The organism is Pandoraea oxalativorans, assembly GCF_000972785.3.
In the GTDB taxonomy this organism is placed as follows: domain Bacteria; phylum Pseudomonadota; class Gammaproteobacteria; order Burkholderiales; family Burkholderiaceae; genus Pandoraea; species Pandoraea oxalativorans.
On the sequence record NZ_CP011253.3, the window covers coordinates 1062799 to 1088756 of the forward strand.

At 60.4% G+C, this 25958-nt stretch carries 17 protein-coding genes, 2 tRNA genes, 3 rRNA genes and 3 pseudogenes; 14 read left to right on the forward strand and 11 right to left on the reverse strand.

Annotated features, from left to right (window positions below; translation table 11 throughout):
* Position 1 precedes the first annotated feature (1 nt).
* Positions 2-526 (reverse strand): annotated as a pseudogene (locus tag MB84_RS04890) (ABC transporter substrate-binding protein); the annotation flags it as partial.
* Between the two features lie 541 nt (positions 527-1067).
* Between MB84_RS04890 and MB84_RS04895 the strand changes: the two are divergent.
* The 5 genes from MB84_RS04895 to MB84_RS04915 all read left to right on the forward strand — a co-directional run bounded on the left by MB84_RS04895 (position 1068) and on the right by MB84_RS04915 (position 5152).
* Complete coding sequence (locus MB84_RS04895) at positions 1068-2045, forward strand: polysaccharide deacetylase family protein (protein ID WP_211279345.1); 978 nt, start codon at positions 1068-1070, stop codon at positions 2043-2045.
* A gap of 220 nt (positions 2046-2265) precedes the next feature.
* The gene (locus MB84_RS04900; protein ID WP_046293425.1) at positions 2266-3006 is read left to right on the forward strand and encodes a GntR family transcriptional regulator; all 741 of its coding nucleotides are present in this window, start codon (positions 2266-2268) and stop codon (positions 3004-3006) included.
* Positions 3007-3015: 9 nt separating this feature from the next.
* Complete coding sequence (locus tag MB84_RS04905; RefSeq protein WP_046290960.1) at positions 3016-3651, forward strand: flavin reductase family protein; 636 nt, start codon at positions 3016-3018, stop codon at positions 3649-3651.
* A 246-nt stretch (positions 3652-3897) separates the two neighbouring features.
* Entirely contained in the window at positions 3898-4356 is a 459-nt protein-coding gene (locus MB84_RS30705; RefSeq protein ID WP_046290961.1) for a hypothetical protein, read from the forward strand.
* A 232-nt stretch (positions 4357-4588) separates the two neighbouring features.
* Positions 4589-5152 (forward strand): hypothetical protein, encoded by a 564-nt coding sequence (locus MB84_RS04915; RefSeq protein ID WP_052652962.1) that lies wholly within the window; start codon positions 4589-4591, stop codon positions 5150-5152.
* A gap of 83 nt (positions 5153-5235) precedes the next feature.
* Here MB84_RS04915 and MB84_RS04920 read toward each other — a convergent pair whose 3' ends face one another.
* The 3 genes from MB84_RS04920 to MB84_RS04930 are packed head-to-tail and all read right to left on the reverse strand — an operon-like array spanning position 5236 to position 7857.
* Positions 5236-5517 (reverse strand): XapX domain-containing protein, encoded by a 282-nt coding sequence (locus tag MB84_RS04920; RefSeq protein WP_046290963.1) that lies wholly within the window; start codon positions 5515-5517, stop codon positions 5236-5238.
* Positions 5514-5957, reverse strand: coding sequence for a DoxX family protein (locus tag MB84_RS04925; protein WP_046293426.1), 444 nt, complete (start codon positions 5955-5957; stop codon positions 5514-5516). The genes MB84_RS04920 and MB84_RS04925 overlap by 4 nt, the downstream gene beginning before the upstream one ends.
* A 46-nt stretch (positions 5958-6003) precedes the next feature.
* On the reverse strand, positions 6004-7857 hold the full coding sequence (locus MB84_RS04930; RefSeq protein WP_046290964.1) for an amidohydrolase: 1854 nt from the start codon (positions 7855-7857) through the stop codon (positions 6004-6006).
* A gap of 294 nt (positions 7858-8151) precedes the next feature.
* Here MB84_RS04930 and MB84_RS04935 point away from each other — a divergent pair, with 294 nt between their 5' ends.
* A complete protein-coding gene (locus MB84_RS04935; protein ID WP_046290965.1) occupies positions 8152-8832 on the forward strand; it encodes a response regulator transcription factor in 681 nt (226 codons plus the stop codon).
* Between the two features lie 89 nt (positions 8833-8921).
* On the opposite strand, the gene MB84_RS04940 is transcribed toward MB84_RS04935, so the two are convergent.
* A complete protein-coding gene (locus MB84_RS04940) occupies positions 8922-9308 on the reverse strand; it encodes a hypothetical protein (protein WP_046290966.1) in 387 nt (128 codons plus the stop codon).
* Between the two features lie 102 nt (positions 9309-9410).
* On the opposite strand from MB84_RS04940, the gene MB84_RS04945 reads away from it, so the two are divergent.
* From MB84_RS04945 to rrf, 6 genes are all read left to right on the forward strand, one after another.
* Positions 9411-9896, forward strand: a complete 486-nt coding sequence (locus tag MB84_RS04945; protein WP_052652964.1) for a filamentous haemagglutinin family protein — start codon at positions 9411-9413, stop codon at positions 9894-9896.
* A 647-nt stretch (positions 9897-10543) separates the two neighbouring features.
* Positions 10544-12076 (forward strand): 16S ribosomal RNA (locus MB84_RS04950).
* Positions 12077-12140: 64 nt separating this feature from the next.
* A tRNA-Ile gene (locus MB84_RS04955) sits at positions 12141-12217 on the forward strand.
* Positions 12218-12268: 51 nt separating this feature from the next.
* Positions 12269-12344, forward strand: a tRNA-Ala gene (locus MB84_RS04960).
* A 305-nt stretch (positions 12345-12649) separates the two neighbouring features.
* Positions 12650-15527, forward strand: a 23S ribosomal RNA gene (locus tag MB84_RS04965).
* 128 nt (positions 15528-15655) lie between these two features.
* A 5S ribosomal RNA gene (gene rrf, locus MB84_RS04970) occupies positions 15656-15768 on the forward strand.
* The 16S, 23S and 5S rRNA genes sit together here with 2 tRNA genes alongside, the layout of an rRNA operon.
* A 638-nt stretch (positions 15769-16406) precedes the next feature.
* On the opposite strand, the gene tnpC is transcribed toward rrf, so the two are convergent.
* From tnpC to MB84_RS04995, 5 genes and pseudogenes are all read right to left on the reverse strand, one after another.
* Entirely contained in the window at positions 16407-17993 is a 1587-nt protein-coding gene (gene tnpC, locus MB84_RS04975; RefSeq protein WP_046289884.1) for an IS66 family transposase, read from the reverse strand.
* Between the two features lie 58 nt (positions 17994-18051).
* Entirely contained in the window at positions 18052-18399 is a 348-nt protein-coding gene (gene tnpB / locus MB84_RS04980; RefSeq protein ID WP_046289885.1) for an IS66 family insertion sequence element accessory protein TnpB, read from the reverse strand.
* Entirely contained in the window at positions 18396-18854 is a 459-nt protein-coding gene (tnpA, locus tag MB84_RS04985) for an IS66-like element accessory protein TnpA (protein ID WP_052654594.1), read from the reverse strand. Before tnpA ends, tnpB begins: the two co-directional genes overlap by 4 nt.
* A 312-nt stretch (positions 18855-19166) precedes the next feature.
* Positions 19167-20432, reverse strand: a complete 1266-nt coding sequence (locus MB84_RS04990; protein WP_046290953.1) for an IS256 family transposase — start codon at positions 20430-20432, stop codon at positions 19167-19169.
* Positions 20433-20696: 264 nt separating this feature from the next.
* Positions 20697-22565: pseudogene (locus tag MB84_RS04995) on the reverse strand (OPT family oligopeptide transporter); the annotation flags it as partial.
* A 16-nt stretch (positions 22566-22581) separates the two neighbouring features.
* Between MB84_RS04995 and MB84_RS05005 the strand changes: the two are divergent.
* Positions 22582-23792 (forward strand): IS3 family transposase gene (locus tag MB84_RS05005; protein WP_157122856.1). Its coding sequence is split into 2 segments (ribosomal slippage): positions 22582-22897 and positions 22897-23792, totalling 1212 coding nucleotides; the frame shifts between segments, so codons are not numbered across the junction.
* Between the two features lie 30 nt (positions 23793-23822).
* On the opposite strand, the pseudogene MB84_RS05010 reads toward MB84_RS05005, so the two are convergent.
* Positions 23823-24119: pseudogene (locus MB84_RS05010) on the reverse strand (OPT/YSL family transporter); the annotation flags it as partial.
* Between the two features lie 316 nt (positions 24120-24435).
* Between MB84_RS05010 and MB84_RS05015 the strand changes: the two are divergent.
* Entirely contained in the window at positions 24436-25950 is a 1515-nt protein-coding gene (locus MB84_RS05015) for an MFS transporter (RefSeq protein ID WP_046290968.1), read from the forward strand.
* Positions 25951-25958 lie beyond the last annotated feature (8 nt).

A 25958-nucleotide genomic window follows, 5' to 3' on the forward strand; every position in this document is an offset into this window, starting at 1 on the left:
CGGCAGCAGCCCATTTTTCGTTCGATTCACCCCACGGGTTGTTCACGAGAATGAGGCCGAGCTTCTTCGCACCGAACGTCTGCTGTGCGTAGTTCACCATCGCGCCATCGACGATCTCGTCGACCGCCGAGACGCGGAACACGTAGTTCGGATTCGCACCATTGCGGGTAATCGGCGTGCCTGCCGCCCACGGTCCCATGAACGGCACCTTTTCCTGATTGGCGATCGGGACGATGGCCATCGAGACCGGCGTATCCAGCCCGCCGAAGAGCACGGCCACCTTGTCCTTGTAAATCAATTCGCGCGCGGCGAGCACGCCCTTGGCCGGGTTGCCTTCATCGTCGCGACGCACCAGTTCGAGCTTGCGGCCACCGAGTACGCCGCCGCTCGCATTGATCTCGTCGATGGCGATGGTCATGCCACGCGTCAACGCCTCACCTGCCCGCGCCGACTGGCCGGAGAGGGCCGTGACGAGACCGATCTTGATCGTTTCCGCTGCGTAACCCGAAACGCTGGCAAACGTCATACCCGCTGCCGCCAGAGCGAGCGCGCCGGTGCGAAACCAGCGGCGGCGGGCGGGGGCCGCGAGCGGTGCCGGGCCCCCGGTGAGGGCGGAGCAGGGGGTGTGGCGACGTGCAGAGGCAGACATGAGCAATCTCCGTAAGAACACATAAGACACAGCTAAGGCGATTCGAAGACGGGGCGCGCATCGGCATCGGGCACACCCCACTATGGTGTCGCCGTACGCAAGAGGCGTGCCACCACGTCGACGTTTCATGGCGATCGCCTTGCACGATATGCGCGTCAATGTGTTGACGATCTGGCATTGAAATTGCGAACGATTCTGTGTGGCGTTCGTTGACGAAGCGTTTTGCGCCAACTCGGAACTTGTGCGCACTGTGGTAGTGCGCGAATGTTTCAAGACGGCTCATCACGCGGGTGCATGTTCGGCCGTGCAGCTGCCCGACGCCGGGACACGTGATTCGAACAACGAACGATTCGACGATGAATGAACGGCCTCAGTCGCTGAGCCGCCAGCGATGCCGTACCGTAACGACGACATACCGATGACCTCTGCTCTGACGCTTCCGGAACGTGACGAACTGGCGAACGACGACATGCGCTTCGGCGCATTGCGCTCTCACGACCGCTTCGACTATCTGCCGATCACGGCGCGCGATACGTATCGATGGCCCAATGGCGCGCGCCTGGCCGTCTATGTGGGTTTCAATCTGGAGCACTTCGCCTTCGGGGAGGGGATGGGCGCGAATCTCGGCCCCGTCTCGCCGCAGCCGGACGTGCTCAATTTCAGTTGGCGCGAATACGGCAATCGGGTCGGCGCATGGCGTTGTCTGGACCTGTTCGACGACCTGTCGATGCCTGCGGGTGTCGTACTCAACACATCGCTGCTCGATCATTGCCCTGCGCTCGTGCACGCCTGCGTCGCTCGCGGTGACGAACTGATCGGACACGGACACACGAACGCGCACCGTCAGAGCGACTTCGAGCCCGCGCACGAGCACGATTTGCTCGTGCACTGCCGGTCGCGTCTGGCGCAGGCGACGGGATCTGCGCCCACGGGATGGCTCTCGCCGTGGATTTCGGAGACGCATCACACGCCGGATCTGCTGGCCTGCACCGGCTACCGCTATACCCTTAACTGGTGCCACGACGACCGCCCGGTGCGCATGCGCACCGCCCATGGAACGCTCTGGTCCGTGCCCTATCCTCAGGAGGTCAACGACATTCCGATGATCGTCGGCCGTCAGATGGACGGCATGGCGTTCGCCGACATGATTGCCGACAACTTCGACGAGATGTACGCGCAGGCCGAGCACCCGACCCGCGCTCAGCCGCTGGTCATGGGGATCGCGCTGCACCCGTATCTCGTGGGGCAGCCCTACCGGTTGCGGCACTTGCGCCGCGTGCTCACACCGATCGTGCAAGCCGCGCAGCGCGGTGAGATATGGCTCACGCGCCCGGGCGACATCGCCGCGCACGTCGCCTCGGTCAGTCAGACGCAGCCCGATGCCGTGATGGGGTGAGGGCATCATGACGCTCAAGCCCTACTGTCCCGATTGTCCGACGTCGACCTTACTGCCTTCACCTGCCATGTCCGCCAACAAGCCAGCGCCGCGTGCGCGTCGTCATCCCGCCCGTGCCGCCGCAGACGCCGCAGCGACCGGGCTTGCCGGATCCCGCCCGCTCTCGCTCCACGCGCTGCACTCGCCCCTGGCCGACGATGCGCTTGAGCAGAGCGCCGAGATGCGGGTCGAGACGCACATCTACCGGACCATCGTCGACGGCGTGCTGGCGCACCGTCTGACGCCCGGCACCAAGCTCCCCGAGCCCGAGCTTTGTCAGCTCTTCGACGTGGGCCGGGCGGTCGTACGCCGAGTGCTCGAACGGCTGGCGCATGACGGCATCGTCACGCTGCGCCCCAACAAGGGCGCGGTGATCGCCGAGCCGACGCCGGAAGAAACGCGCGAGATCTTCGAAGCGCGACGGGCGCTGGAACGCGCGCTCGTCGAGCTGGCGGTGGCAAGGGTGACCGATGAGGATCTGGCCATGCTGCGTCGGCAACTCGATGCCGAGCATGCGGCCATGCACCGCTTCGATCAGCCGTCCTGGGCACGGCTGGCGAGCGACTTCCATCTGCGCGTGGCGGCGCTCGCAGGCAACGCAGTGCTTCTGCGCTATCTCGGTGAGTTGATCTCGCGCTGCTCGCTCATCGTGGGGTTGTACGAGCCACCGGGCTACGCGCCGTGCGAGCACGACGAACACACCGCCATCGTGGCGTGCATCGAGCGACGGGATGCCGCAGGCGCCATCGACCGTATGCAATCGCATCTGGAAGAACTGGAGCGACGCATCGAGACGACCCGAATGCGTGGACAGAAGAGCCTGGCCTCGCTGCTCGGCTTGCCCGAGACCGGCACCGCGCAGCGCGACGCCGTCACACCGTCCGCCGAATCCGCCAAATCCACCATTCGCCCGCGCACCTGAGGCCATCGCATGGAAATCGACTTCCGGGAAATTACCGCCTATCAACGCTACAAGTTGATGGCCAGCCTGATCGTGCCGCGTCCCATTGCGCTCGTCACGACGGTCAACGAAGGCGGCGTCGTCAATGCTGCGCCGTTCTCGATGTTCAATATGCTCGGGGAGGAGCCGCCGATCGTCATGCTCTCGATCAACCGCCGCAACGACGATTCGCTCAAGGACACCGCAGGGAATATTCTGCGCACGCGCGAGTTCGTCGTGCACCTGACGGACGAGGCGATGGCGGCGCGCATGCACGCGTGCGGCGAACGTCTCCCACCGACGCAAAGCGAGCTCGTGCATGCGGGGCTCACACCCGTGGCGAGCAGCCTCGTGGCCCCGCCGCGCATCGCCGAAGCCCCGGTCGCGTTCGAATGCACGTTATGGGAAACGCTCGAAACACCGAGCCGCCACATCTTCATCGGCCGCGTCGAGCGCATGCACGCGCGCGACGAACTGATCGACACGCAGGCTTGGCGCGTGCGTCTGCAAAACTACTTCCCTGTCGGACGCTTCGGCGCGAGCTTTTACGTCGATACGCGCAATCGCTTCTCGCTCGAATGCCACGACGGTCAGCCGACCGCCACCACAGCGGTGGACGAGATGTGACGGCGGGGTGGCCATCGGACACATCCACAGATCCGAACTCGCGACGGGCCCAAGCGCCCGAATCGCACTATCTGACTCCGCAGCATGGCGCGCGTTGAGCAATAAAACTCGCGCACATGAAGTCTCTCGGGCGGTGACGCTGGCTGGCAGCGGCGAACACGAAAAGCAAAGAGGGGCGTCTGGAGCGCAAAGTGCGGTGCTTCATGAGTGTCATATTGGATGCTCCCCCACCGATGGAGACCCATCATGATCCAGCCGACGCACACGCAAGGCTCGGTCCCTGTTCCGAGTTCCACGACCGAGGTCGACCCGGCACGCTCGACGGGGGGCGGGATCCCCACAGACTTGTCGGCGACGAGACAAACATCGACGGAACGTGGGCTTCGAGTCCATGAGGGCACGGCCAGCGCGCGGGTGGCCGCGGCTGACATCTCGGGGGACGACGACGTGTGGACGTCGATTGTCTGCGACTGGGAGATGGCGTTGACGGACGGCGACATGGAATTTTGGGCGTCGATTCTGGATGAAGCTGGCCCGAAACTCGGATGCGCCGCAGACCGTGGAGCGTTGCTGGTCATGTTTGCGAAGGAGATTTGGCGCTTGCCGCAGCAGATCCGTCAAAACGCGTTCACGACGATCGTCAAATCGGCGGAGGGCCTCGAAGAAGGCACTGTCCAGCGAGTCCTGGAGGAGGCCAAGATGTAACCCATCCGTGACTCAGCCGCCGAAGCCCAAGTCTGCGGCGCACCGCGAAGTCCCCCGCGCCGCAGCGCTGCCCGACGGGTATGACGTCGGAACTGGCCGAACTCACGGAAGTGACAGTCGACCGGCGGTAACGCAAAGACCGTCGGCGACAGGCTGTCAGGATGCGATCTCCTATCTACGATGGAGGTCGACAATGAATCCCCGGAGCGTATCGACGGCCGGTTCCCTAACTTTGCAGGCTCAGACGTTTGACCCTCAGTCGCACGCTCGCCCCGAGCGTCTCGCGACGGACCTCCGCATCGCCCGGCTCGCGCCCGCTGGCGGATTGCGTGAGGCGAGCATTCCACAGGCGGCGCACGTCGGGCCAGGAGGCGCGCTGCGCAGACTGCCAATCCTCTCTGCAAAGGGGACAGCTGAACCGGCCCCGCCGCGGCCTGCCGTCGATTACCTGTTTTTCCGTGAACCGCTGAAAGCCGACGCGCCGCTGCTCGAGAGGTGGGCGGTTGCGGCGACGGCAGGCAGCGCTTCCGATGCGTGGTCCGCGTTCGTCGGAGGAATCAGTGCGCGGTTCTTCAAAGGCAGTCTGAGACAGCGTGTGATGGACGCGCTGATCCTGAGTCTCGACATCCTGCCGCCGCAACATCGGGCCGATGCGCTCGCATGTCTGCTCGCTGACGGGCCCGAAGGCGTCGCCGCCGTCGAAGAGTTCTGGAAGTACTTCGGATTGAAGCGCATTCCCGAAGTGGATCGGGCACGGGTAGCGGCTTTGCTTCTTCACTACGAAATCGGCAAGTAAGGCGCGAAGCGTCGTGGGCGCGGTGGGTGCCACCCCGAGGCCGCGCCCGTCCCGAGTCCGGCGATTCCCGGAAAACTTCGGTGTCACGCCTTCGGTGTTTCCCCCTTATTTTCATCCTTCGTCGCTTGCGCCACCGGCCCCGGCAGTCCGGTGATCTTCGGCACGCATTCGCGATGGAACCACACGAGGTTGACCGGCTCACCGGCGAGCAAACGCTTGACCGGCGGCACGACCTGTTCACCGATCAGCATGCCGAGCAGACCGATGAGCGCTACCGCAGGCGGTGCCGGTGAGCGAACGCCCAGACCGCCGTAGATGATGCCGACGAGAACCCCTACGGCAAGCGAAACGAGATAGAGCTTCATGATTGACTCCGCGCGGCGCGCATTCTGAGGTCGTACCACGCGACGGCGATAAAGCCGCCGACGAGTCCGAGGTGTTCGAAGAAACTGTTGGCGAGCATCGTGCGGGCGTCCGGTGGGGCGGACCAGAAGCGGTTGGCGAGGAACGTCGCGGCCAGCGTGAAGGCCGCCAGCGCCAATGCACCCAGCCATCGCCCCTTACCCGTCAGAATCATCAGCGACGCGCCGATCTCCAGCACGATGACGGCAACCGCCATCGGCGCCGCCGGGGACAGTCCGAAGTGCTGCATCTCGGCGATGGCGCCGGAGAAGTCCAGCACCTTGTCGATGCCGCCTTGCAGATACGCGCTGCACAGCAGCAACAGCGCAAGCCAATAAGCCCAGCCCGGCAGCAAAGACGCCTCGCGTGCCAACGACGAGGAAGGATCGGACGACGGCAGCATCGTGGCCATGACGAACCTCAACAGTGGGTAGCTAACGGTACCGACATCAAAACGCCCAGCACGAGCAGCCGAGCGCGCCCCAGAACCCGCTCTCGTCCGACGCGGGGACATTCGACGACCATGCCTTCGCGTGCGCATGACCGTGCACACCGCACGACGTCGCACACGCGCAACTCACGCTCACGTTAAGCACATTCGGTTGTCGCGGCTGATACCCCACGCCGTGTCGCGCGGGCGACCAGTCAGGCATCGCTGGCGGCAGTGCCGGTGCATAACTACCGAAGTCGCCGTCGCCATACACGACCTTGCCGCCCAGCATCGTAAGCACCGACGTAATGTCCTGAATTTCGTCTTCCGGCACGCTGAAGTAATCCTCCGAGAGCACGGCCAGATCGGCGAGCTGTCCGACCTTGATCTGTCCCTTCTTGCCGACTTCGGACGAGAACCACGTGTTGGCTTCCGTCCACAGACGCAACGCTTCGTCGCGGTCGAGCAGACTGCCCGGGGCGGCCATGCGCAGCCCGCCGACGGTCTTGCCCGTCACCAGCCAGTACAGCGATACCCACGGGTTGTAAGACGCAACGCGCGTCGCATCCGTGCCCGCACCGACCTTCACGCCGCGCTCCAGCATGCGACGCACTGGCGGAGTCGCCTCCGCCGCCTTCGCGCCGTAGCGCTCCACGAAGTACTCGCCTTGATACGCCATGCGGTGCTGCACGGCAATGCCGCCGCCGAGCGCCGCAATGCGGTCGATGTTGCGGTCGCTGATCGTCTCGGCGTGGTCGAAGAACCAGTGCAGGCCGTCGAACGGGATGTCCTTCGCGACCTTTTCGTAGACGTCGAGTGCGCGCGAGATCGTCTCGTCGTAGGTGGCATGCAGACGCCACGGCCAGCGGTTCTCCGCAAGCAGTCGCACCACCGGTTCGAGATCGCCTTCCATCGAAGGTGGCATCTCCGGGCGCTCGACGCGGAAGTCCTCGAAGTCGGCTGCCGTGTACACGAGCATTTCGCCAGCGCCGTTGTGACGATAGAGATCGTCGCCTTGCCCCGGGCTGACTTGTTTGACCCACTGGCTGAAGTCCGCGAGTTCTGCCTTGGGCTTTTGCGTGAACAGGTTGTACGCCAGGCGCACCGTCAACTGCCCTTCGCGGTGCAGTTCTTCGATGATGCTGTAGTCCTCGGGGTAATTCTGGAAGCCGCCGCCTGCGTCGATGACGCCCGTCACACCGAGCCGGTTCACCTCGCGCATGAAGTGGCGCGTCGAGTTCTTCTGATACTCCGGCGGGAGTTTCGGTCCTTTGGCGAGCGTTGCGTAAAGAATGGTCGCGTTCGGCTTGGCGAGCAACAGACCGGTCGGGTTACCCGACGCATCGCGCACGATCTCGCCGCCCGGCGGATTCGGCGTGTCCTTCGTGTAGCCGACGGTGCGCAACGCGGCAGCGTTCAGGATCGCGCGGTCGTACAGATGCAGGATGAATACCGGCGTGTCGGGGGCGACGGCGTTCAGCTCGTCGATGGTCGGCAAGCGCTTCTCTGCGAACTGATGCTCGGTGAAGCCACCGACCACGCGTACCCACTGCGGCGCGGGCGTACGGTCGACCTGCGCCTTGAGCATGCGCATGGCGTCCGCCAGCGAGCGCACACCGTCCCAGCGAAGCTCCATGTTGTAGTTCAGGCCACCACGAATGATGTGCATGTGGCTGTCGATGAGCCCCGGAATCACACGTCGGCCCTTGAGGTCGATGACCTGCGTGGCATTGTCGGCCAGACGCATGATGTCGTCGCGTGTGCCCACGGCGGAGAAGGTGCCGCCGGTGAGCGCGACGGCGTCCGCCTGCGGGTTCGCACGGTCGAGCGTGGTGAACTTGCCATTGACCAGAATGAGGTCGGGATTTGACATGGGAGGCTCCGGTGGGAAGTCGGCGGACGTTTCCTGCCGCGCGTGGACGCCACCGGCACGGCCCGGAAGGCCGTCAGCGTGCCACGAACGACGGTCCATGAGCGTATGCCGACTCCTGTCGCCTCACTATCGTCTTTTCGTATTAGCGCCCAAATCCCACGCCGGGCGGTGCTCCGACAGGGAAATCGCGTCCCCGAGCCGCGAAAACGCAAGCACGTTCGTGCTTTTTCGCAGTTTTGAACGTCACATGACTGACGTATACTTAGCTTCACCGAATCAATACATCGCCCCTGCATGAATGCGCTTCCGGACAGCGACATCGCGACCGTCTACGTCGTCGCCCACGACCCGGCGGAGAACGACACGCTTTGTGCACAACTGACCGACGTCGGCCTGAGGGCGCGCGGCTTTACGCGTGCGGCGGCGTTTCTTGCCAGCGAGCGCAGCGCCGGACCGGCGTGCGTTGTGCTGGACGCCGACCTCGACACGCCCGGCGGAGGCCTCTTGCTTCAGGATGCCCTCACCGATTTGCAAGACCCGATTCCCGTCGTGCTCATCACCGACCGCGCCGATGTGACGACCAGCGTGCGCGGCATGAAAGCGGGCGCGGTCGATTACCTGACCAAGCCGATGCCGGAGGGCGTGCTGCTAAGTGCGGTGGGCGCGGCACTGGCGCTTGACCGGCAACGCCTCGGACGCGAGCGGGCAAGCACCGACGTGATCGAACGCGCCCAGCGGCTCTCGCAACGCGAGCGCGAAGTCATGGCGCTTGTGGCGGCGGGGCGGATGAACAAGCACATCGCCGACGAACTCGGCATCAGCGAAGTCACCGTCAAGATTCATCGCGGGAACGCGATGCGCAAGATGGAAGCACGCTCGTTTGCCGATCTCGTGATCATGGCGCACAAGCTCGGTATGACGTCGCCCGCGCTGTATCACGGCGGGATCGGACGAAATCGGCGAGAACTGGCCTGACGCTTACCGACGCTCACGGACGTCTACTGACATTCGCCGACCATGCGCCACCTCCACCGGGTGGCGCATTTTTTCGCCTGCGCAGCGACTCAGCGGCCGGGCGTCACGATGGGCGCAGACGGCGGCGGCGCGGCCGGGCGCTGCGGCGTGGGCGAGTTGCCGAAGCTGTTTCCCATGCGATGAGACGTCGCACTCCAGTTGATCTGTCCGCCGATCTGATTGCTCGGCTTGTTGGCGATCTCTTCCGATTCCAGTCCCGGCGCGCGGCCCGAATCCGGCGCGGGGGCTGGCTGCAACTGATTCGTCAGACAGTCGTAGGACGGCGAACGCTGCCCGTTTACTTCGACGTCCGCGCAGCCTGCCCGAGATACCGGTGCCGCGCCGCCCACACGCGGGGCGTCGTCGGCTGCGACGGCGAACTGCGACACCGGGCTCAGCAGCACCGTTGCTGCGACTGTCACGGCGAGTTTGCCCATTCGATTCTCATCTGACCCCCAACGTCTGTGCCGCTGCGCTGCGTCGTCATCGCAGGTCTCCCCGTCAAAAAATGATCAGCCGTCAGGACGCCGCAGCGCCGGGTGTATGACGACCTCGGTCTCGTGTCGCTCTCGCCGTCCACGCCAAACACCGGTGCGGGCATTGCAACGCTGAATCCGATTCCGGAGATTCCGCCTGGCGACATCGATCTGATTGCCCCGCTGGGGACGGTCGATGCGGGCGAGGCGGGGATTCGTGTGTCGGGCAACGTCAACGTGGCTGCGCTACGGATGGTCAATACCGAGAACATTCAGGTGCAGGGTAAGTCGTTGGGCATTCCGACGATCGCGGCGGTGAACGTCGAGGCGCTGACCAATGCGAGTGCGACGGCGGCACAGGCGGCGTCGGCAGCGCAGGACGCGATGGCGCGCGATTGGGCATCGGTGCGACAGAACCAGTCGTCGATCTTAAGCGTGCGGATGCTCGGTGCCGGTGCGCAGACGGACAGGACAGGCAACCGCAAGCCGGTACCGGCAAGATGTTCCGCTACGACCCGGCGTCACCGGTGCGGGTGGTTGGGCAGATGAATCTCTCCGACGCGTAGGTGCAAGCACTGACGCCGACGGAGCGGAAGAATCTGATGCGCCGACCGTTCTATATATAAGGGGGGAAGCGACCTTTCTCCCCTTCCTGCCTCCTTCTCCTGACCGGAGGGGGAGGATGCTGCGCAAGATTCTTGCGATTTTAAAAATAGTTTCACAAAGGGCTTGCGCTCGCCCACGAAGGTCATTAATATTCCGTCTCTCGCAACGACAGCGACGCAGCGAAAGCGGCGACGAAGTTGAAGCGACGGGCTGGAAAGCCCGGTGGTTAGTGGTTTTGGAGCTTGCGAGTCGCTACGGCGACGAACGAAGAAAGCGAAAAAAACTGTTGACGACGACGAGAAGCTGCGACATAATCTCACTTCTCTGCTGCTGATGCAGCGACGCAGAAAACGAAGCGACGGCGCGGTAGTTGAGCGACGAAGTTAAGTCAGATGCGATTGATCTTTAAAAATTAAACAACCGATAAGTGTGGGCACTCGATGAATGGTGCGTCTGCTTCGGCAGATAAGCTTTAAATTTATTGAGGCTCACATAGTAATAGGTAAGTTAAGTAATTAACTTGTCAGCATACTTTGAGAGCGACCGGTTCGAGTGATTTATCACGAAAAACCGAAAACAGTAACAGGTTTAAACTGAAGAGTTTGATCCTGGCTCAGATTGAACGCTGGCGGCATGCCTTACACATGCAAGTCGAACGGCAGCACGGGTGCTTGCACCTGGTGGCGAGTGGCGAACGGGTGAGTAATATATCGGAACGTACCTTGTAGTGGGGGATAGCTCGGCGAAAGCCGGATTAATACCGCATACGCTCTGAGGAGGAAAGCGGGGGACCTTCGGGCCTCGCGCTACAAGAGCGGCCGATATCAGATTAGCTAGTTGGTGGGGTAAAAGCTTACCAAGGCGACGATCTGTAGCTGGTCTGAGAGGACGACCAGCCACACTGGGACTGAGACACGGCCCAGACTCCTACGGGAGGCAGCAGTGGGGAATTTTGGACAATGGGCGAAAGCCTGATCCAGCAATGCCGCGTGTGTGAAGAAGGCCTTCGGGTTGTAAAGCACTTTTGTCCGGAAAGAAATCCTCTGGGTTAATACCTCGGGGGGATGACGGTACCGGAAGAATAAGCACCGGCTAACTACGTGCCAGCAGCCGCGGTAATACGTAGGGTGCAAGCGTTAATCGGAATTACTGGGCGTAAAGCGTGCGCAGGCGGTTTTGTAAGACGGATGTGAAATCCCCGGGCTTAACCTGGGAACTGCATTCGTGACTGCAAGGCTAGAGTATGGCAGAGGGGGGTAGAATTCCACGTGTAGCAGTGAAATGCGTAGAGATGTGGAGGAATACCGATGGCGAAGGCAGCCCCCTGGGCCAATACTGACGCTCATGCACGAAAGCGTGGGGAGCAAACAGGATTAGATACCCTGGTAGTCCACGCCCTAAACGATGTCAACTAGTTGTTGGGGATTCATTTCCTTAGTAACGAAGCTAACGCGTGAAGTTGACCGCCTGGGGAGTACGGTCGCAAGATTAAAACTCAAAGGAATTGACGGGGACCCGCACAAGCGGTGGATGATGTGGATTAATTCGATGCAACGCGAAAAACCTTACCTACCCTTGACATGTACGGAAGTCTGCTGAGAGGCGGATGTGCTCGAAAGAGAACCGTAACACAGGTGCTGCATGGCTGTCGTCAGCTCGTGTCGTGAGATGTTGGGTTAAGTCCCGCAACGAGCGCAACCCTTGTCCTTAGTTGCTACGCAAGAGCACTCTAAGGAGACTGCCGGTGACAAACCGGAGGAAGGTGGGGATGACGTCAAGTCCTCATGGCCCTTATGGGTAGGGCTTCACACGTCATACAATGGTCGGTACAGAGGGCTGCCAAACCGCGAGGTGGAGCTAACCCCAGAAAACCGATCGTAGTCCGGATCGCAGTCTGCAACTCGACTGCGTGAAGCTGGAATCGCTAGTAATCGCGGATCAGCATGTCGCGGTGAATACGTTCCCGGGTCTTGTACACACCGCCCGTCACACCATGGGAGTGGGTTTTGCCAGAAGTAGGTAGCCTAACCGTAAGGAGGGCGCTTACCACGGCAGGATTCATGACTGGGGTGAAGTCGTAACAAGGTAGCCGTAGGGGAACCTGCGGCTGGATCACCTCCTTTCTAGAGCATGCACTGGAAGTTGAGTGTTCACGCTTATCGGTTGTTGACTGCGTAGATCTAAGTCGGGTCTATAGCTCAGTTGGTTAGAGCACCGTCTTGATAAGGCGGGGGTCGATGGTTCGAGTCCATCTAGACCCACCAAGCTTTTAACCACTGTGCGATAGACTCAAGTGGTGGTAAGTCGGCTTGATTGGGGGATTAGCTCAGCTGGGAGAGCACCTGCTTTGCAAGCAGGGGGTCGTCGGTTCGATCCCGTCATCCTCCACCAAAAACCTTAGATCGCATCGATGTCAGTCAAAAGCGCTTTACGTCTGTAGTCCAATCCCTCGTGATGAATTACAAGCTGAGTGAAAGCTTTTGAATGACAGCAATGTCATGCAGTTTATGTTCTTTAACAATTTGGAAGAAGAAGTAGTACAACGGAAGCGCGTTAGAGATGGCGCGTGGAAATTGTACGGGTTGTGATTGTATCAACCAGTATTTAAGTGATCGAAAGATGACTTGGAATACGGCACAACGCGAATACTCAACCTGTAGCGAATGTCCTGCTTCGGCAAGACACACTCGTTATAGGGTCAAGCGAATAAGTGCATGTGGTGGATGCCTTGGCGATTACAGGCGATGAAGGACGCGATAGCCTGCGAAAAGTTGTGGGGAGCTGGCAAATAAGCATTGATCCACAAATGTCCGAATGGGGAAACCCGGCCTTTTAGGTCATCCTAGACTGAATACATAGGTCTAGCGAAGCGAACGCGGCGAACTGAAACATCTAAGTAGCTGCAGGAAAAGAAATCAACCGAGATTCCCAAAGTAGTGGCGAGCGAAATGGGACCAGCCTTCAAGATTTAGCACCGGTGTTATCAAAACGGAATGGAAAGTCCGGCCATAGTGGGTGATAGCCCCGTATGAGAAAACTCTGGTGTGGAACTAAGCTTGAGAAAAGTAGGGCGGGACACGTGAAATCCTGTCTGAAGATGGGGGGACCATCCTCCAAGGCTAAATACTCGTAATCGACCGATAGTGAACCAGTACCGTGAGGGAAAGGCGAAAAGAACCCCGGGAGGGGAGTGAAATAGATCCTGAAACCGCATGCATACAAACAGTCGGAGCCTCGTAAGGGGTGACGGCGTACCTTTTGTATAATGGGTCAGCGACTTACATTCAGTGGCAAGCTTAACCGAATAGGGAAGGCGTAGCGAAAGCGAGTCCGAATAGGGCGTTCAGTCGCTGGGTGTAGACCCGAAACCAAGTGATCTATCCATGGCCAGGTTGAAGGTGCGGTAACACGTACTGGAGGACCGAACCCACTAACGTTGAAAAGTTAGGGGATGAGCTGTGGATAGGGGTGAAAGGCTAAACAAACTTGGAAATAGCTGGTTCTCTCCGAAAACTATTTAGGTAGTGCCTCGTGTATCACCTTCGGGGGTAGAGCACTGTCATGGTTGAGGGGTCCATTGCGGATTACCTCGCCATAGCAAACTCCGAATACCGAAGAGTGCAATCACGGGAGACAGACATCGGGTGCTAACGTCCGGTGTCAAGAGGGAAACAACCCAGACCGCCAGCTAAGGTCCCTAAATATTGCTAAGTGGGAAACGAAGTGGGAAGGCTAAAACAGTCAGGAGGTTGGCTTAGAAGCAGCCACCCTTTAAAGAAAGCGTAATAGCTCACTGATCGAGTCGTCCTGCGCGGAAGATGTAACGGGGCTAAGCAATATACCGAAGCTGCGGATGCGAGCTTGCTCGCATGGTAGGAGAGCGTTCTGTAAGCCTGTGAAGGTGTCTTGTAAAGGATGCTGGAGGTATCAGAAGTGCGAATGCTGACATGAGTAGCGATAAAGGGGGTGAAAGGCCCCCTCGCCGTAAGCCCAAGGTTTCCTACGCAACGTTCATCGGCGTAGGGTGAGTCGGCCCCTAAGGCGAGGCAGAGATGCGTAGCTGATGGGAAGCAGGTTAATATTCCTGCACCGTCGTATGATGCGATGGGGGGACGGATCGCGGAAGGTTGTCCGGGTGTTGGAAGTCCCGGTCCCTGCAGTGGAGAAGGCGCTTAGGCAAATCCGGGCGCGTAATTCAAGGCTGTGGGGCGAGCGAACTTGTTCGCGAAGCAATTGGAAGTGGTTCCAAGAAAAGCCTCTAAGCTTCAGTCATACGAGACCGTACCGCAAACCGACACAGGTGGGCGAGATGAGTATTCTAAGGCGCTTGAGAGAACTCGGGAGAAGGAACTCGGCAAATTGGTACCGTAACTTCGGGATAAGGTACGCCCTTGTAGCTTAACTGGCCTGCGCCAGGAGGGTGAAGGGGTTGCAATAAACTGGTGGCTGCGACTGTTTAATAAAAACACAGCACTCTGCAAACACGAAAGTGGACGTATAGGGTGTGACGCCTGCCCGGTGCCGGAAGATTAAATGATGGGGTGCAAGCTCTTGATTGAAGTCCCGGTAAACGGCGGCCGTAACTATAACGGTCCTAAGGTAGCGAAATTCCTTGTCGGGTAAGTTCCGACCTGCACGAATGGCGTAACGATGGCCACACTGTCTCCTCCCGAGACTCAGCGAAGTTGAAGTGTTTGTGATGATGCAATCTACCCGCGGCTAGACGGAAAGACCCCATGAACCTTTACTGTAGCTTTGCATTGGACTTTGAACCGGTCTGTGTAGGATAGGTGGGAGGCTTTGAAGCAGGAACGCTAGTTTCTGTGGAGCCGTCCTTGAAATACCACCCTGGCTTGTTTGAGGTTCTAACCTAGGTCCGTAATCCGGATCGGGGACAGTGCATGGTAGGCAGTTTGACTGGGGCGGTCTCCTCCCAAAGTGTAACGGAGGAGTACGAAGGTACGCTAGGTACGGTCGGAAATCGTGCTGATAGTGCAATGGCAAAAGCGTGCTTAACTGCGAGACTGACAAGTCGAGCAGGTGCGAAAGCAGGTCATAGTGATCCGGTGGTTCTGTATGGAAGGGCCATCGCTCAACGGATAAAAGGTACTCTGGGGATAACAGGCTGATACCGCCCAAGAGTTCATATCGACGGCGGTGTTTGGCACCTCGATGTCGGCTCATCTCATCCTGGGGCTGTAGCCGGTCCCAAGGGTATGGCTGTTCGCCATTTAAAGAGGTACGTGAGCTGGGTTTAAAACGTCGTGAGACAGTTTGGTCCCTATCTGCCGTGGGCGTTGGAAGTTTGAAGGGGGCTGCTCCTAGTACGAGAGGACCGGAGTGGACGAACCTCTGGTGTACCGGTTGTCACGCCAGTGGCATCGCCGGGTAGCTATGTTCGGAAGAGATAACCGCTGAAAGCATCTAAGCGGGAAACTCGCCTTAAGATGAGACTTCCCTAGGAACTCGATTCCTTTGAAGGGTCGTTCAAGACCAGGACGTTGATAGGTCAGGTGTGGAAGCGCAGTAATGCGTTAAGCTAACTGATACTAATTGCCCGTAAGGCTTGATCCTATAACCAGTGTGTTTTTCCTGGTGTGAGTATCGCTGTGCCGATACACTCACAACCCACAAGAATTGTTGTACTACGCTTCTTCCGAATTGGTTTTGCTGACCCATGTCAGCAGAACATACAAGTTAAGCCTGATGACCATAGCGAGTTGGAACCACCCCTTCCCATCCCGAACAGGACCGTGAAACGACTCCACGCCGATGATAGTGCGGATACCCGTGTGAAAGTAGGTAATCGTCAGGCTCCCCTTAAAAACCCCTTGCTACTCACGTAGCAAGGGGTTTTTGCTTTTGGGGCGTGCATTTGTACACGAAGCCAGCGCGCCGTCAGTTTCCAGGTGTGGCTTTCCTCTTCAACAGTGTTTGTTCGACTGCAGGTCCGAGGTAACGGGGCCGCTAACGCCACGATCCAGTCTCCAGATTGACCCCAGCGATCGGCCAATCAGGCTCGGTTGCCTTAACAGGGTGTGCCTTGGTTCAAAGCTTCGGGCATGCTGAGCCGTCTGGCACCTCATTTCCCGATGGGTTGTGAATCCCACGCGGCTATCGCTAGGCAGCAAGTGCCGATTGCCTAGGGCTGAGACGTCTGGTCGTTTCACATCGTTACGGATTGATCTCGCAGATTGATTACCCGCGTCGAGGTCACAACGACTGGTGCTTCGTTCTGCGCTGCGCTAGGTGGGGCCCGGAAGCATGCGTTGACCGCATTCAACTGCATTGGTCGCTCCGATTTCCACGACGCCTCTCGGTGATCTTTGCGAGACGGCATAATCGCCAGCGTGAGTGTCCACGCGAACCCGTACAGTCGGCTTGCCCGTGTGTAAAGCGTAAGCACTCGATGTGTACCGTAGATCGGGTTGTTGACGCGCCGGTAAATGGCGGTTAGCGAATGGGCTCGATCTTGGCGGTGTCAGGCAGTTGCTGCGCCACATTCCATGGCAGCAACTCGTCGATCCGATTGGCCGGATGATCGGCAATGCGCTCGAGCACGTGGGCGAGGTAGGCTTCCGGGTTGATGCCGTTCAAGCGTGCCGTACCGATGAGGCTGTACATCGCCGCAGCACGCTCACCGCCCGAATCAGCGCCAGCAAACAGATAATTGCGGCGGCCAATCGCCACGCCGCGCAGCGCACGCTCGGCAATCAGATTGTCGATCTCCGCTTGCCCGTCCTCGCAGTAATAGGCGAGTGCAGGCCAGCGGTTCAGAGAATACTGAATCGCTTTGGTCGTGTCGGATTTGGCCGAGAGCATGGGCAATACCGACTCGTACCATTGTCGCAGTGCCTCGAGTCGCGGTACCGCCCGAGTTTGGCGCACCTGCCGTCGTTCATCAGGCGGCTTACCCCGGATTTCGGCTTCTATGCGATATAGCTCGCCGATGCGGTGCAGCGCTTCTTCTGTAATGGCGCTGGGGCGTACCGCATGCAGGTCGTAGATCTTGCGTCGCGCGTGCGCCATGCACGCCGCTTCGCGGATGCTGCCGTCCTCAAAGAGCGGCGCGTAACCGGCAAACGCATCGGCTTGCAGCACCCCGCTAAAGCTTGCCAGATGTCGCTGTGGGTGCTCACCACGCCGATCCGACGTGTAGGCAAACCACACCGCGGGCGCCTCATCCGAGCCGCACGGCCGGTCGTCACGCACGTACACCCAGAGCCGTCCGGTCTTTGTGCTGCCTCGCCCGGGCTCTAACACCGGTAATGGTGTGTCATCGCCGTGGACCTTGGTGCCGCCCAGCGCGTAGGCTCGCACGGCGTCTACCAGTGGATCGAGCAACCAGCAAACACGCCCCAGCCAATGCCCCATCTGCCCGGCCTCGAGTTCCACGCCGTCACGGGCATAGATTGCCTGCTGGCGGTACAGCGGTTGGTGGTCGAGGAATTTGCTGGTGATAATGTGTGCGAGCAGATTGGGGCCGGCCACGCCACGCTCAATCGGGCGACTCGGTGCCGGCTGCTGCACAATCGTGTCGCAGCACGCACAAGCGAGCTTGGGGCGGCGGTGGCGAATCACACGGAAGTGCGCTCGCACGTATTCGAGCTGCTCCGAGACGTCTTCGCCCAGCGGCTTGAGGTTACCACCGCAGGCCGGGCAATCGTCTGCCTCGGGTAGGTAGACGCGCACTTCGCGCTCGAGGTGCTCCGGCAGCGCCTGGCGCTCGACTCGGACTTTTGCCTGGGACTTGATCGGCGTGGCCGCCTCGGTGGCACCTTCGTCGGCCTGCAGATCTTCCAGGCGCAGCTCAAGCTGTTCGATCTGACGCGCCAGTTTCTCCGACTTTCGTCCAAACTGCATACGCTTGAGTTTGTCGATGAGCAGCTTCAAATGCGCAATCTCTTGCTCGCGCGATGTGAGGCGCGTCTGCAGCTCGGCGAGCTGTGTTTCGCGTTCGTGCAAAACCTGCTGGCTAGCCAACACCAACGCCTTGAGGGCATCGATGTCGTCAGGCAGATTGGCGCGGGAGAAGCTCATGACGTAAGCCTATCGCCCAGAGCACCCGTTGCCTATCGGATATCTCCTAAAAAATACGTTATCTCGCACTGCGTGGGCGAGCCGCGTCGATGGGCTCGCGCCAATCGAACCCTTCAAGCAAGAGTGAGAGCTGCGCAGTGGTGAGTGCCACGACACCACCATCGGCCCGTGGCCACGCGAATCGCCCCTTCTCCAGCCGCTTGGCCAGCAGGCACAGCCCGCCATCGCTCCAGTACAGGGCCTTGAGCAGATCACCGCGCCGGCCACGAAACAGAAAGATGTGCCCCGAGAACGGGTCCTTTTGCAGCACCAACTCGACCTTGGCTGCCAGGCTATTAAAGCCGCAGCGCATATCCGTGACGCCAGCGGCAATCCACACCCGCGTGTTCGAGGGCAACCCGATCATGTGCGTAGCTCCGAGATCAACTCGCGCAGTAACTCCAAACTCAGCGGACCATCGAAGCGCATTGTGCCGCCACGCATCACCAACTCGATCTTCCCCTCGTGCCGCAATGAACATCGTGAGGTCGGGACTGCTTGGTCTGCCGACGGCGTGGGGATACCAACGAGAGCCTTCGTGATCGTCACGGGAACAAACTCGGTCACCGAAGCCGCAGAACTCTGGCGAGTAACAAGCTCAGGCGTGACATCACCGTAAGCGCCAGCCAGATAATGCCGGCGCCATTTGAATAACAAGTTGGCGTTGATGCCTGCCTTGCGCGCCGTCAAAGCAACCGACGCACCTGGCCTTAACGTTGCCTCAACCGTTGCGCGCTTGAACTCCATTGAGAAATTCGCTCGTCGGTAAGGTACCGCTTCCACAGCCACACTCAAAACCTTGTCCACTTTTGCGCCCACCATTTCATTTGGTGGACGCAAAAGTACCCACAGACTCGCCTCCCATCAAGACGGTACTCCTCGAGCCTTTACTGTAAAGCGCGGTTCTGCTCGAATAAATCTTGGGCCGCGTGCTCACGACGCGTCATTTTCATGAGCGAAATCCGGGCGTTCTGGCGAGCGATCGGAACGGGGGAATGACCCGCTAGGAGAGATGTTGTGAGTCGATGCACGTGGAAAGCGCTTATCGACTCACAGGTTGACGCTAAAACTTATAGGATGTTGAGCACAGTAGCGGAGTTAAAGTCAAATCTGGTGTACGGGGCGTGAGCAAGATTAGGCGGCCAGGGGCTGCTGAGCCGGTGTGCTGTCGGTCACCGGCTCTCCATCCTTGAACGTCATCCCGTCAAGCATCGTCGCGATCTTTTCGGGGGCGCGGATGCGCCGCCACGAGTCTTCGGCCGACTCGATCAGCTTGAATGCCAGGCCGAGGAACGTCGCGCGCGAGACGCAGTTACGCGTGCGCTTGGTGCGGTGACGCACCGTCGCGAAGGTCGATTCAATCGGATTCGTCGTGCGCAGATGCTGCCAGTGTTCGGCCGGGAAATCGTAAAATGCCAGCAGCTCGTCGCGATCTTGCGTCAGCTTTTCGACCACCTTCGGATACTTTGCCGAGTGGGTATCAACGAAGTGATTGAAGGCAACCAGCGCTTCGGCACGCGTGGCGGCCATCCAAATGTCCTGCATCGCCTTTTTGGCGCGGGCCTGCTGCGATTTCGGCAGCGCGTTGAGCACGTTGCCCATCTTGTGGAACCAGCAGCGCTGATGCTTGGTCTGCGGGAACACTTCTTCCATCGCTGCCCAGAATCCCATCGCACCATCTCCGCAAGCCAGCAGCGGCCCTGACTGCAGACCGCGCTTTTTCAGATCGAGCAGCAGTTCGGCCCACGACGCCTTCGATTCCCGATACCCGTCACTGATCGCCACACGCTCTTTCGTTCCGTCCGGTTTGACACCAATGATCACCAACAGGCACTGGCCGTCGGAATCGTCGCTGCGCACGCCGGTGTGAATGCCGTCAGCCCACCAGTACACCCAGCGCGCCAACGACAACTCACGCTGATTCCACTGAGCATGCTCATCGGCCCATTGCGCCTTCAGACGACTCACCACATTTGGCGACAGGCCGCTGACCTGGCCGCCCAGCATGATGCCCATGGCTTCGCTCATGTCGCCCGTCGAGATGCCTCGCAGGTACAGCCACGGTAGTGCGGCCGACACGCGTGCGGATTTGCGAACGTACGGCGGCACGACCGCCGAATTGAAGCGGATGCCCGAACCCGAGCGATCACGCACCTTCGGTACCCGAACCGGCACCGGACCGATGGCCGTGACGACTTCGCGCTCTGGTAGGTAGCCGTTGCGCACCACGGCACGCCGACCGTCGATCGACCTCACGTTGCTGTACTGTTCAAGCATGCTCGCCAGTTCCGCTTCGACTGCCTGCTCGATGATCTGCCGCGCGCCTTGCTGGATCAGTTCATCGAGCGCGCTCTTCGTTTGTGCTTTTCTGCCGTTCGTTTCTTTCATAATCTTCTTCATGGTGGTCGGGGCCGGCTCGCGCCGGCTTTGCTCGGTGTGCCTTCGACAAGCAACATTCTCAGCTAAACCGCCACCGCCTTCTCATATTTCCCAAAGCACCCCGTACACCAGATTCGACAATAGCTCACAGTAGCGTACGAATACTCGTTACGCCAATAACGCAGATTACCCAGATCACCCAGATCACCCAGATCACTCAGATCACTCAGATCACTCAGATCACTCAGATCACTCAGATCGCGCAGATCGCGCAGATCGCGCAGATCACGCCGACCGCGTTGGCGACAGCACCCGGCGGACGATGACGACGCAGATGCCTGCGAAGACGAGCAGGGCGAGCCATTCCGACGTCGGGGCAAAGCCACTGCCGACGATGGCCAGCGGGGCGTCGGAGCCGGTGAAGCCGACGACCATCGCCATCGCCACGCCCACCAGACTTTCACCGACAATCAGGCCCGATGCCAGCAACACACCGCGTCGTTCAGCCGCTTCCGCATACGGTCCGAAGTCCTTTCCTTGTGCCTTGGCTCGCGCTTTCAGCACACGCTGCGAGATCCAACCCAGCACCGCACCGATCACCAATACGGAGCCGATCGTCGGCGGCAGATAGATACCGATGCCTACCGCAATGACCGGGACACGCGCAACACCTCCACGCTTGGCCAACGCTGCATCAATCGCAATCAACGCTAGCCCCAGCACCGCACCGATGCCGAGCATCGACCAGTCGAGCCGGTGCGTGAAGATGCCCTTGGCAATCGCCGTCATCAGAATCGCCTGCGGCGCCGACAGTGCCTGCGACGGATCCATTCCCGCGCGCGGCAATGCATCGGTGAACCCGTAGGCGTTGTACAACAGGTTCAGCACTGGCGGAATCACCGCAGCACCTACGACACAGCCCACCAACAGCGCCACCTGCTGACGCCACGGCGTCGCGCCCACCAGCCAACCCGTCTTCAGATCCTGAAGGTTGTCGTTGGAAATCGTGGCAATGGCGATGACGGCAGCCGTCGTGAAGAGGGCCAACGCAATGGCGAGCTTGCTGCCGCCAGCGGTATCGAGCAGCCCGCTCGCCTGACTGACGCTCAGAATCAGCAGCGACACCAACACCACCGCAACGATCCCGATACCCGAAATCGGACTGGCAGACGATCCCACTAGCCCCGCCATGTAGCCACATGCGGCTGCTACCAGAAAGCCGAAGACCACGGCGAACACGACGCTGCAAATCACCAGCGTGGCGATACCACCGAACGACAGCGGCGCATCCGCGAGGAACACGCCGAACGTCACGACCCACACGGCCACGCACAGCAACGTGAGACCGATCACCCAGTACGGCGACAGATCCTGCTCCGTGCGACCCAGCGCCTGTCCGTTACCAGCCTTACCTCGTGCGCCTCGCGCCTTGCCCAACGCCGTGAACGACGTCTTCACGCCATCGACCATCGGCTTTGCTAGCGTGATGAGTGTCCATATGGCCGCCACGCCGATCACACCGGCCCCAATGAACCGCACCTTGTGTTGCCACAGTCCATCCGCGAATGCCGTCATCGCCAGACCATCGGGATTCGGTGTGATAGCTGTGAGCACCGGCACAGCAATACCCCAGGTGAGCACGAAGCCGAGCAGAATGGCCAGCCCCGACACGATGCCGATGAGATAACCGGCACCGATCAACGCGAGCGAGAAGCCGGTCGTCAGACGGAAGACCGCAGCGCCCGCCGGGATCCACGCGGTAATACTCTCGCCGAGGATCTTCAGGCCCGCCGTCGCAAACGCAAACAGCGCCGAGACGATCCCGCCGAAGGCAATCTCCCGCACGCCACTCGCTTCGTTACCCGTCGCTGTTTTCCCGCTGGGGGACGTCTTACCTTCGTCACCTTCACTGCCGACGCGCAGAATTTCCGCTGCCGCCACACCCTCCGGATACGGCAAGTCACTGTCGACCACCATCGCGCGACGCAACGGGATCGTGAACAGCACGCCAAGAATGCCACCCGACGCGCAGATCGCCAGCGTCAGGCCAAATGGAAAGCCCTGCCAGTGTCCGATTGGAGCGGCCCCATGAAACACCGGACACAGCGACCCACTTACAATAACGGGTAGGCATAAGACTGTGTTTTTGACTAACACCAAGCAGGAAGTGATGGAAGTGTTGACGGGCCCAGAGCGCCGGCGTCGCTGGACGGCGGAGCAGAAACTGTCGATGGTTCGCGAGAGTTTCGAACCGGGAAAATCGGTTTCAATGGTCGCGCGCCATTACGGCGTGAACCCGAACCAGCTATTCCACTGGCGCAAGCTGTACCAGGACGGTAGCCTGTCAGCGGTCAAGGCTGGCGAAGAAGTGGTTCCGGCATCGGAGTTGGCTGATGCGCTCAAGCAGATTCGCGAGCTGCAACGGATGCTCGGCAAAAAAACAATGGAGAACGAGATTCTCCGGGAAGCAGTTGAATACAGCCGAGCAAAAAAATGGATAGCGCACTCGCCCTTGCTGCCGGAGGACGGCCAGTGAAACTGGTCTGTGAAGTTCTCGGCGTGTCGCGCTCGAACGTATCGGCACGACTGTCGCGTCCGGCGACGTGGCGCGATGGCCGGCAATCAAGGCCGACCGACGACGAAACTGTAGTCGAGGAAATCCGCCGTGTCGTCGGCGATTTGCCCAGCTATGGCTACCGGCGGGTTTGGGGCACGTTGCGCAACGAGCGCGTTGCAGTTGGACTGGCGCCGTTCAATGCCAAGCGCATTTATCGCATCATGCGAACGCATGGGCTGCTGACGCAGCGCCGACCGATTGCGCCGCGAGCCCACCGTCGACATGATGGCAAAGTGGCCGTCGCGCGCAGCAATCAGCGATGGTGCTCGGACGGCTTCGAGTTCCGCTGCGACAACGGCGAGCCGCTGCGTGTGACGTTTGCGCTGGATTGCTGCGACCGAGAAGCGATGAGCTGGGCGGCGACGACAGCAGGCCACAGCGGCGACATTGTGCGCGACGTGATGCTGGCCGCAGTGGAAAATCGGTTCGGCAACGAGGTGCATACGCCGTCCGAAATCGAGTGGCTGAGCGACAATGGTTCGGGCTATACGGCTGACGATACGCGCCGGTTTGCGATGAACATCGGACTAAAGCCATTGACCACGCCCGTGTGCAGTCCGCAAAGTAACGGCATGGCCGAGAGCTTCGTGAAAACGATGAAGCGCGACTACGTCGCCTTCATGCCGAAGCCGGATGCTGCAACCGCTGCTCACAATCTGGCCATTGCATTTGAGCATTACAACGAGAAGCACCCCCATAGCGCGCTGAAATACCGCTCGCCTCGCGAGTTCCGGCGCTCGATGGATTCAGCAACCTTAGTGTGATGGTGTGTCCGGTTTTACAGGGTCAACTCCACCGATCATCAGCAAGCCGGGCAACACAAAGATGATCGATGAGAGCGTGCCTGCCGCAGACGCCTGCGTCTGCACCATGTTGTTCTCGAGGATGTTGCCGCCCCGCAGCGCGCGGAGCACCGCCATCGAAATCACGGCCGCAGGAATGGAAGAAGAAAACGTGAGACCGACCTTGAGGCCGAGATAAACGTTGGAGGCGGTGAACACTAAGGTGATCAGCGCGCCCAGGATCATGCCGCGTACCGTCAACTCGGGGAGCGAGACGGCGTCGGGAATTCGGGTTGGATGAGATGCCATGTACGAATAGGGGGGATTTATCGCCCAATGGGAATGTGGCGCAGATTGTATGCGCCTGCGTGGTGCGCCGCCAGTCTTGACGGGCGCACTAGAACGGCCGTTCGAATCTGACCCTCTCACCGCTAAATCGTCGGCATTCGCGTCTGGCAGTCATTAAACGGAAAAACCTTCAAATCCATCCACTTATCAGATGGAATCCAACTTTTATCAATCGATTTATTGATGGATGATGCGGGTTTTCCCTAGAGATAAAGTCAACACGTAACGCCGTCGGGGAAGCGGCCGTTGCGCACCCAAAAGGAAAGGAGCTTTCCCCATGTCCAGTCTGCATACCTCAACACATCCGGTACCTCATGCGAGCGGCGCACGCCGTTGGCTGGTGCTGGCCATCGTGTCGGTGGCGCTGCTGCTCATCGTGATCGACATGACGGTGCTCTATACGGCACTGCCGCGTCTGACCCACGATCTGGCAGCGACGGCCTCCGCCAAGCTGTGGATCGTAAACGCCTACGCGCTCGTGGTCTCGGGCCTGCTGCTCGGCATGGGCACGCTCGGCGACCGTCTTGGTCACAAGCAATTGTTTCTCGCCGGTCTGGTCGTCTTCGGCGTGGCGTCGCTCGCCGCCGCCTTTGCGCCGAGCGCCAACGTCCTGATCGTCGCCCGAGGTTTCCTTGGGGTGGGGGCGGCCATGATGATGCCCGCCACGCTCTCGCTGATTCGGCTGACGTTTGCCGACCCCCATGAGCAAGCGCTCGCCATCGGTATCTGGGCGTCGGTGGCTTCAGGTGGTGCGGCGTTCGGCCCGATTGTCGGCGGCGCGCTGCTCGAACACTTCTGGTGGGGCTCGGTCTTCCTGATCAACGTCCCGATCGTGCTGATCGCATTGCCTGTGGCCTGGTGGTTGATCCCGAAGGGCGGTGCGACGTCGTCCCAACCGTGGGACTGGTTCGGCTCGTTGCTCTTCATGGTCGGCCTGATCGGCGTGACGTACGCGATCAAGAGCGCGGGCAAGCTGGCCCCCGACTGGGCGACGGTCGGCGTTGCGGTCGTCGTAGGTGTTGCGTTCCTGTGGGCGTTCGTCAAACGCCAGCAGCGCAGTGCGCATCCGTTGCTCGACTTCGCCTTGTTCCGCAATCCGGTGTTCGCTGGTGCGGTGGCGGCGGCACTGATGGCCGCAGCGGCGTTGATCGGCATGCAACTGGTGTTCAGCCAGCGTCTGCAACTGACGATGGGCTATTCGCCGCTGGAAGCCGGATGGGCGGGCATGCCGTTATCGATTGCCGCCTTCGTCGCGGGACCGATTGCCGGTCGCATGCTCCCCCGCATGGGCAGCGCGCGAATGTTGTTCATCTCGTTGATGACGTCGGCCGTGGGCATGGCGGGCTACCTGATCCTGCGCGATTCGGGCCTCGCGTTGTCTGCCCTGGCGCTGGCGACGCTCGGTGTTGGCGTCGGTGCGACCATGACGGCGGCGTCGAGCACCATCATGCAGAGCGCACCACCCGAGCGCGCCGGGATGGCGGCGTCGGTCGAAGAGGTCTCGTACGAACTCGGCGGTGCGTTGGGTGTGACCTTCATGGGCAGCCTGCTGACGTTCGTCTACGGTCGTTCGATGGATGTGCCGCAGGTGGCGACGCTCCCGGACACCGTGCGCGACAGCCTCGACGAGGCGCAGATCGTCGCCGAGCACTTGCCGCCGGCGGCCGCCGATGCGCTGACGGTGCTCTCCAACACAGCATTCAATCACGGGTTCGACGCTGTGATCGGCGCGGGCGCTTTCCTGCTCTTTGCCACGGCGATCTGGGGACGCTGGCACGCACGTCAGCACTAACCGCCCCT

Excerpts from the sequence above, each read along its gene's own strand:
- MB84_RS04895 (WP_211279345.1), top strand. The coding sequence starts at position 1,068 with ATGACCTCTGCTCTGACGCTTCCGGAACGTGACGAACTGGCGAACGAC.
- MB84_RS04900 (WP_046293425.1), top strand. The coding sequence starts at position 2,266 with ATGCGGGTCGAGACGCACATCTACCGGACCATCGTCGACGGCGTGCTG.
- MB84_RS04905 (WP_046290960.1), top strand. The coding sequence starts at position 3,016 with ATGGAAATCGACTTCCGGGAAATTACCGCCTATCAACGCTACAAGTTG.
- MB84_RS30705 (WP_046290961.1), top strand. The coding sequence starts at position 3,898 with ATGATCCAGCCGACGCACACGCAAGGCTCGGTCCCTGTTCCGAGTTCC.
- MB84_RS04920 (WP_046290963.1), bottom strand. The coding sequence starts at position 5,517 with ATGAAGCTCTATCTCGTTTCGCTTGCCGTAGGGGTTCTCGTCGGCATC.
- MB84_RS04925 (WP_046293426.1), bottom strand. The coding sequence starts at position 5,957 with ATGCTGCCGTCGTCCGATCCTTCCTCGTCGTTGGCACGCGAGGCGTCT.
- MB84_RS04930 (WP_046290964.1), bottom strand. The coding sequence starts at position 7,857 with ATGTCAAATCCCGACCTCATTCTGGTCAATGGCAAGTTCACCACGCTC.
- MB84_RS04935 (WP_046290965.1), top strand. The coding sequence starts at position 8,152 with ATGAATGCGCTTCCGGACAGCGACATCGCGACCGTCTACGTCGTCGCC.
- MB84_RS04940 (WP_046290966.1), bottom strand. The coding sequence starts at position 9,308 with ATGGGCAAACTCGCCGTGACAGTCGCAGCAACGGTGCTGCTGAGCCCG.
- tnpC (WP_046289884.1), bottom strand. The coding sequence starts at position 17,993 with ATGAGCTTCTCCCGCGCCAATCTGCCTGACGACATCGATGCCCTCAAG.
- tnpB (WP_046289885.1), bottom strand. The coding sequence starts at position 18,399 with ATGATCGGGTTGCCCTCGAACACGCGGGTGTGGATTGCCGCTGGCGTC.
- tnpA (WP_052654594.1), bottom strand. The coding sequence starts at position 18,854 with ATGGTGGGCGCAAAAGTGGACAAGGTTTTGAGTGTGGCTGTGGAAGCG.
- MB84_RS04990 (WP_046290953.1), bottom strand. The coding sequence starts at position 20,432 with ATGAAGAAGATTATGAAAGAAACGAACGGCAGAAAAGCACAAACGAAG.
- MB84_RS05015 (WP_046290968.1), top strand. The coding sequence starts at position 24,436 with ATGTCCAGTCTGCATACCTCAACACATCCGGTACCTCATGCGAGCGGC.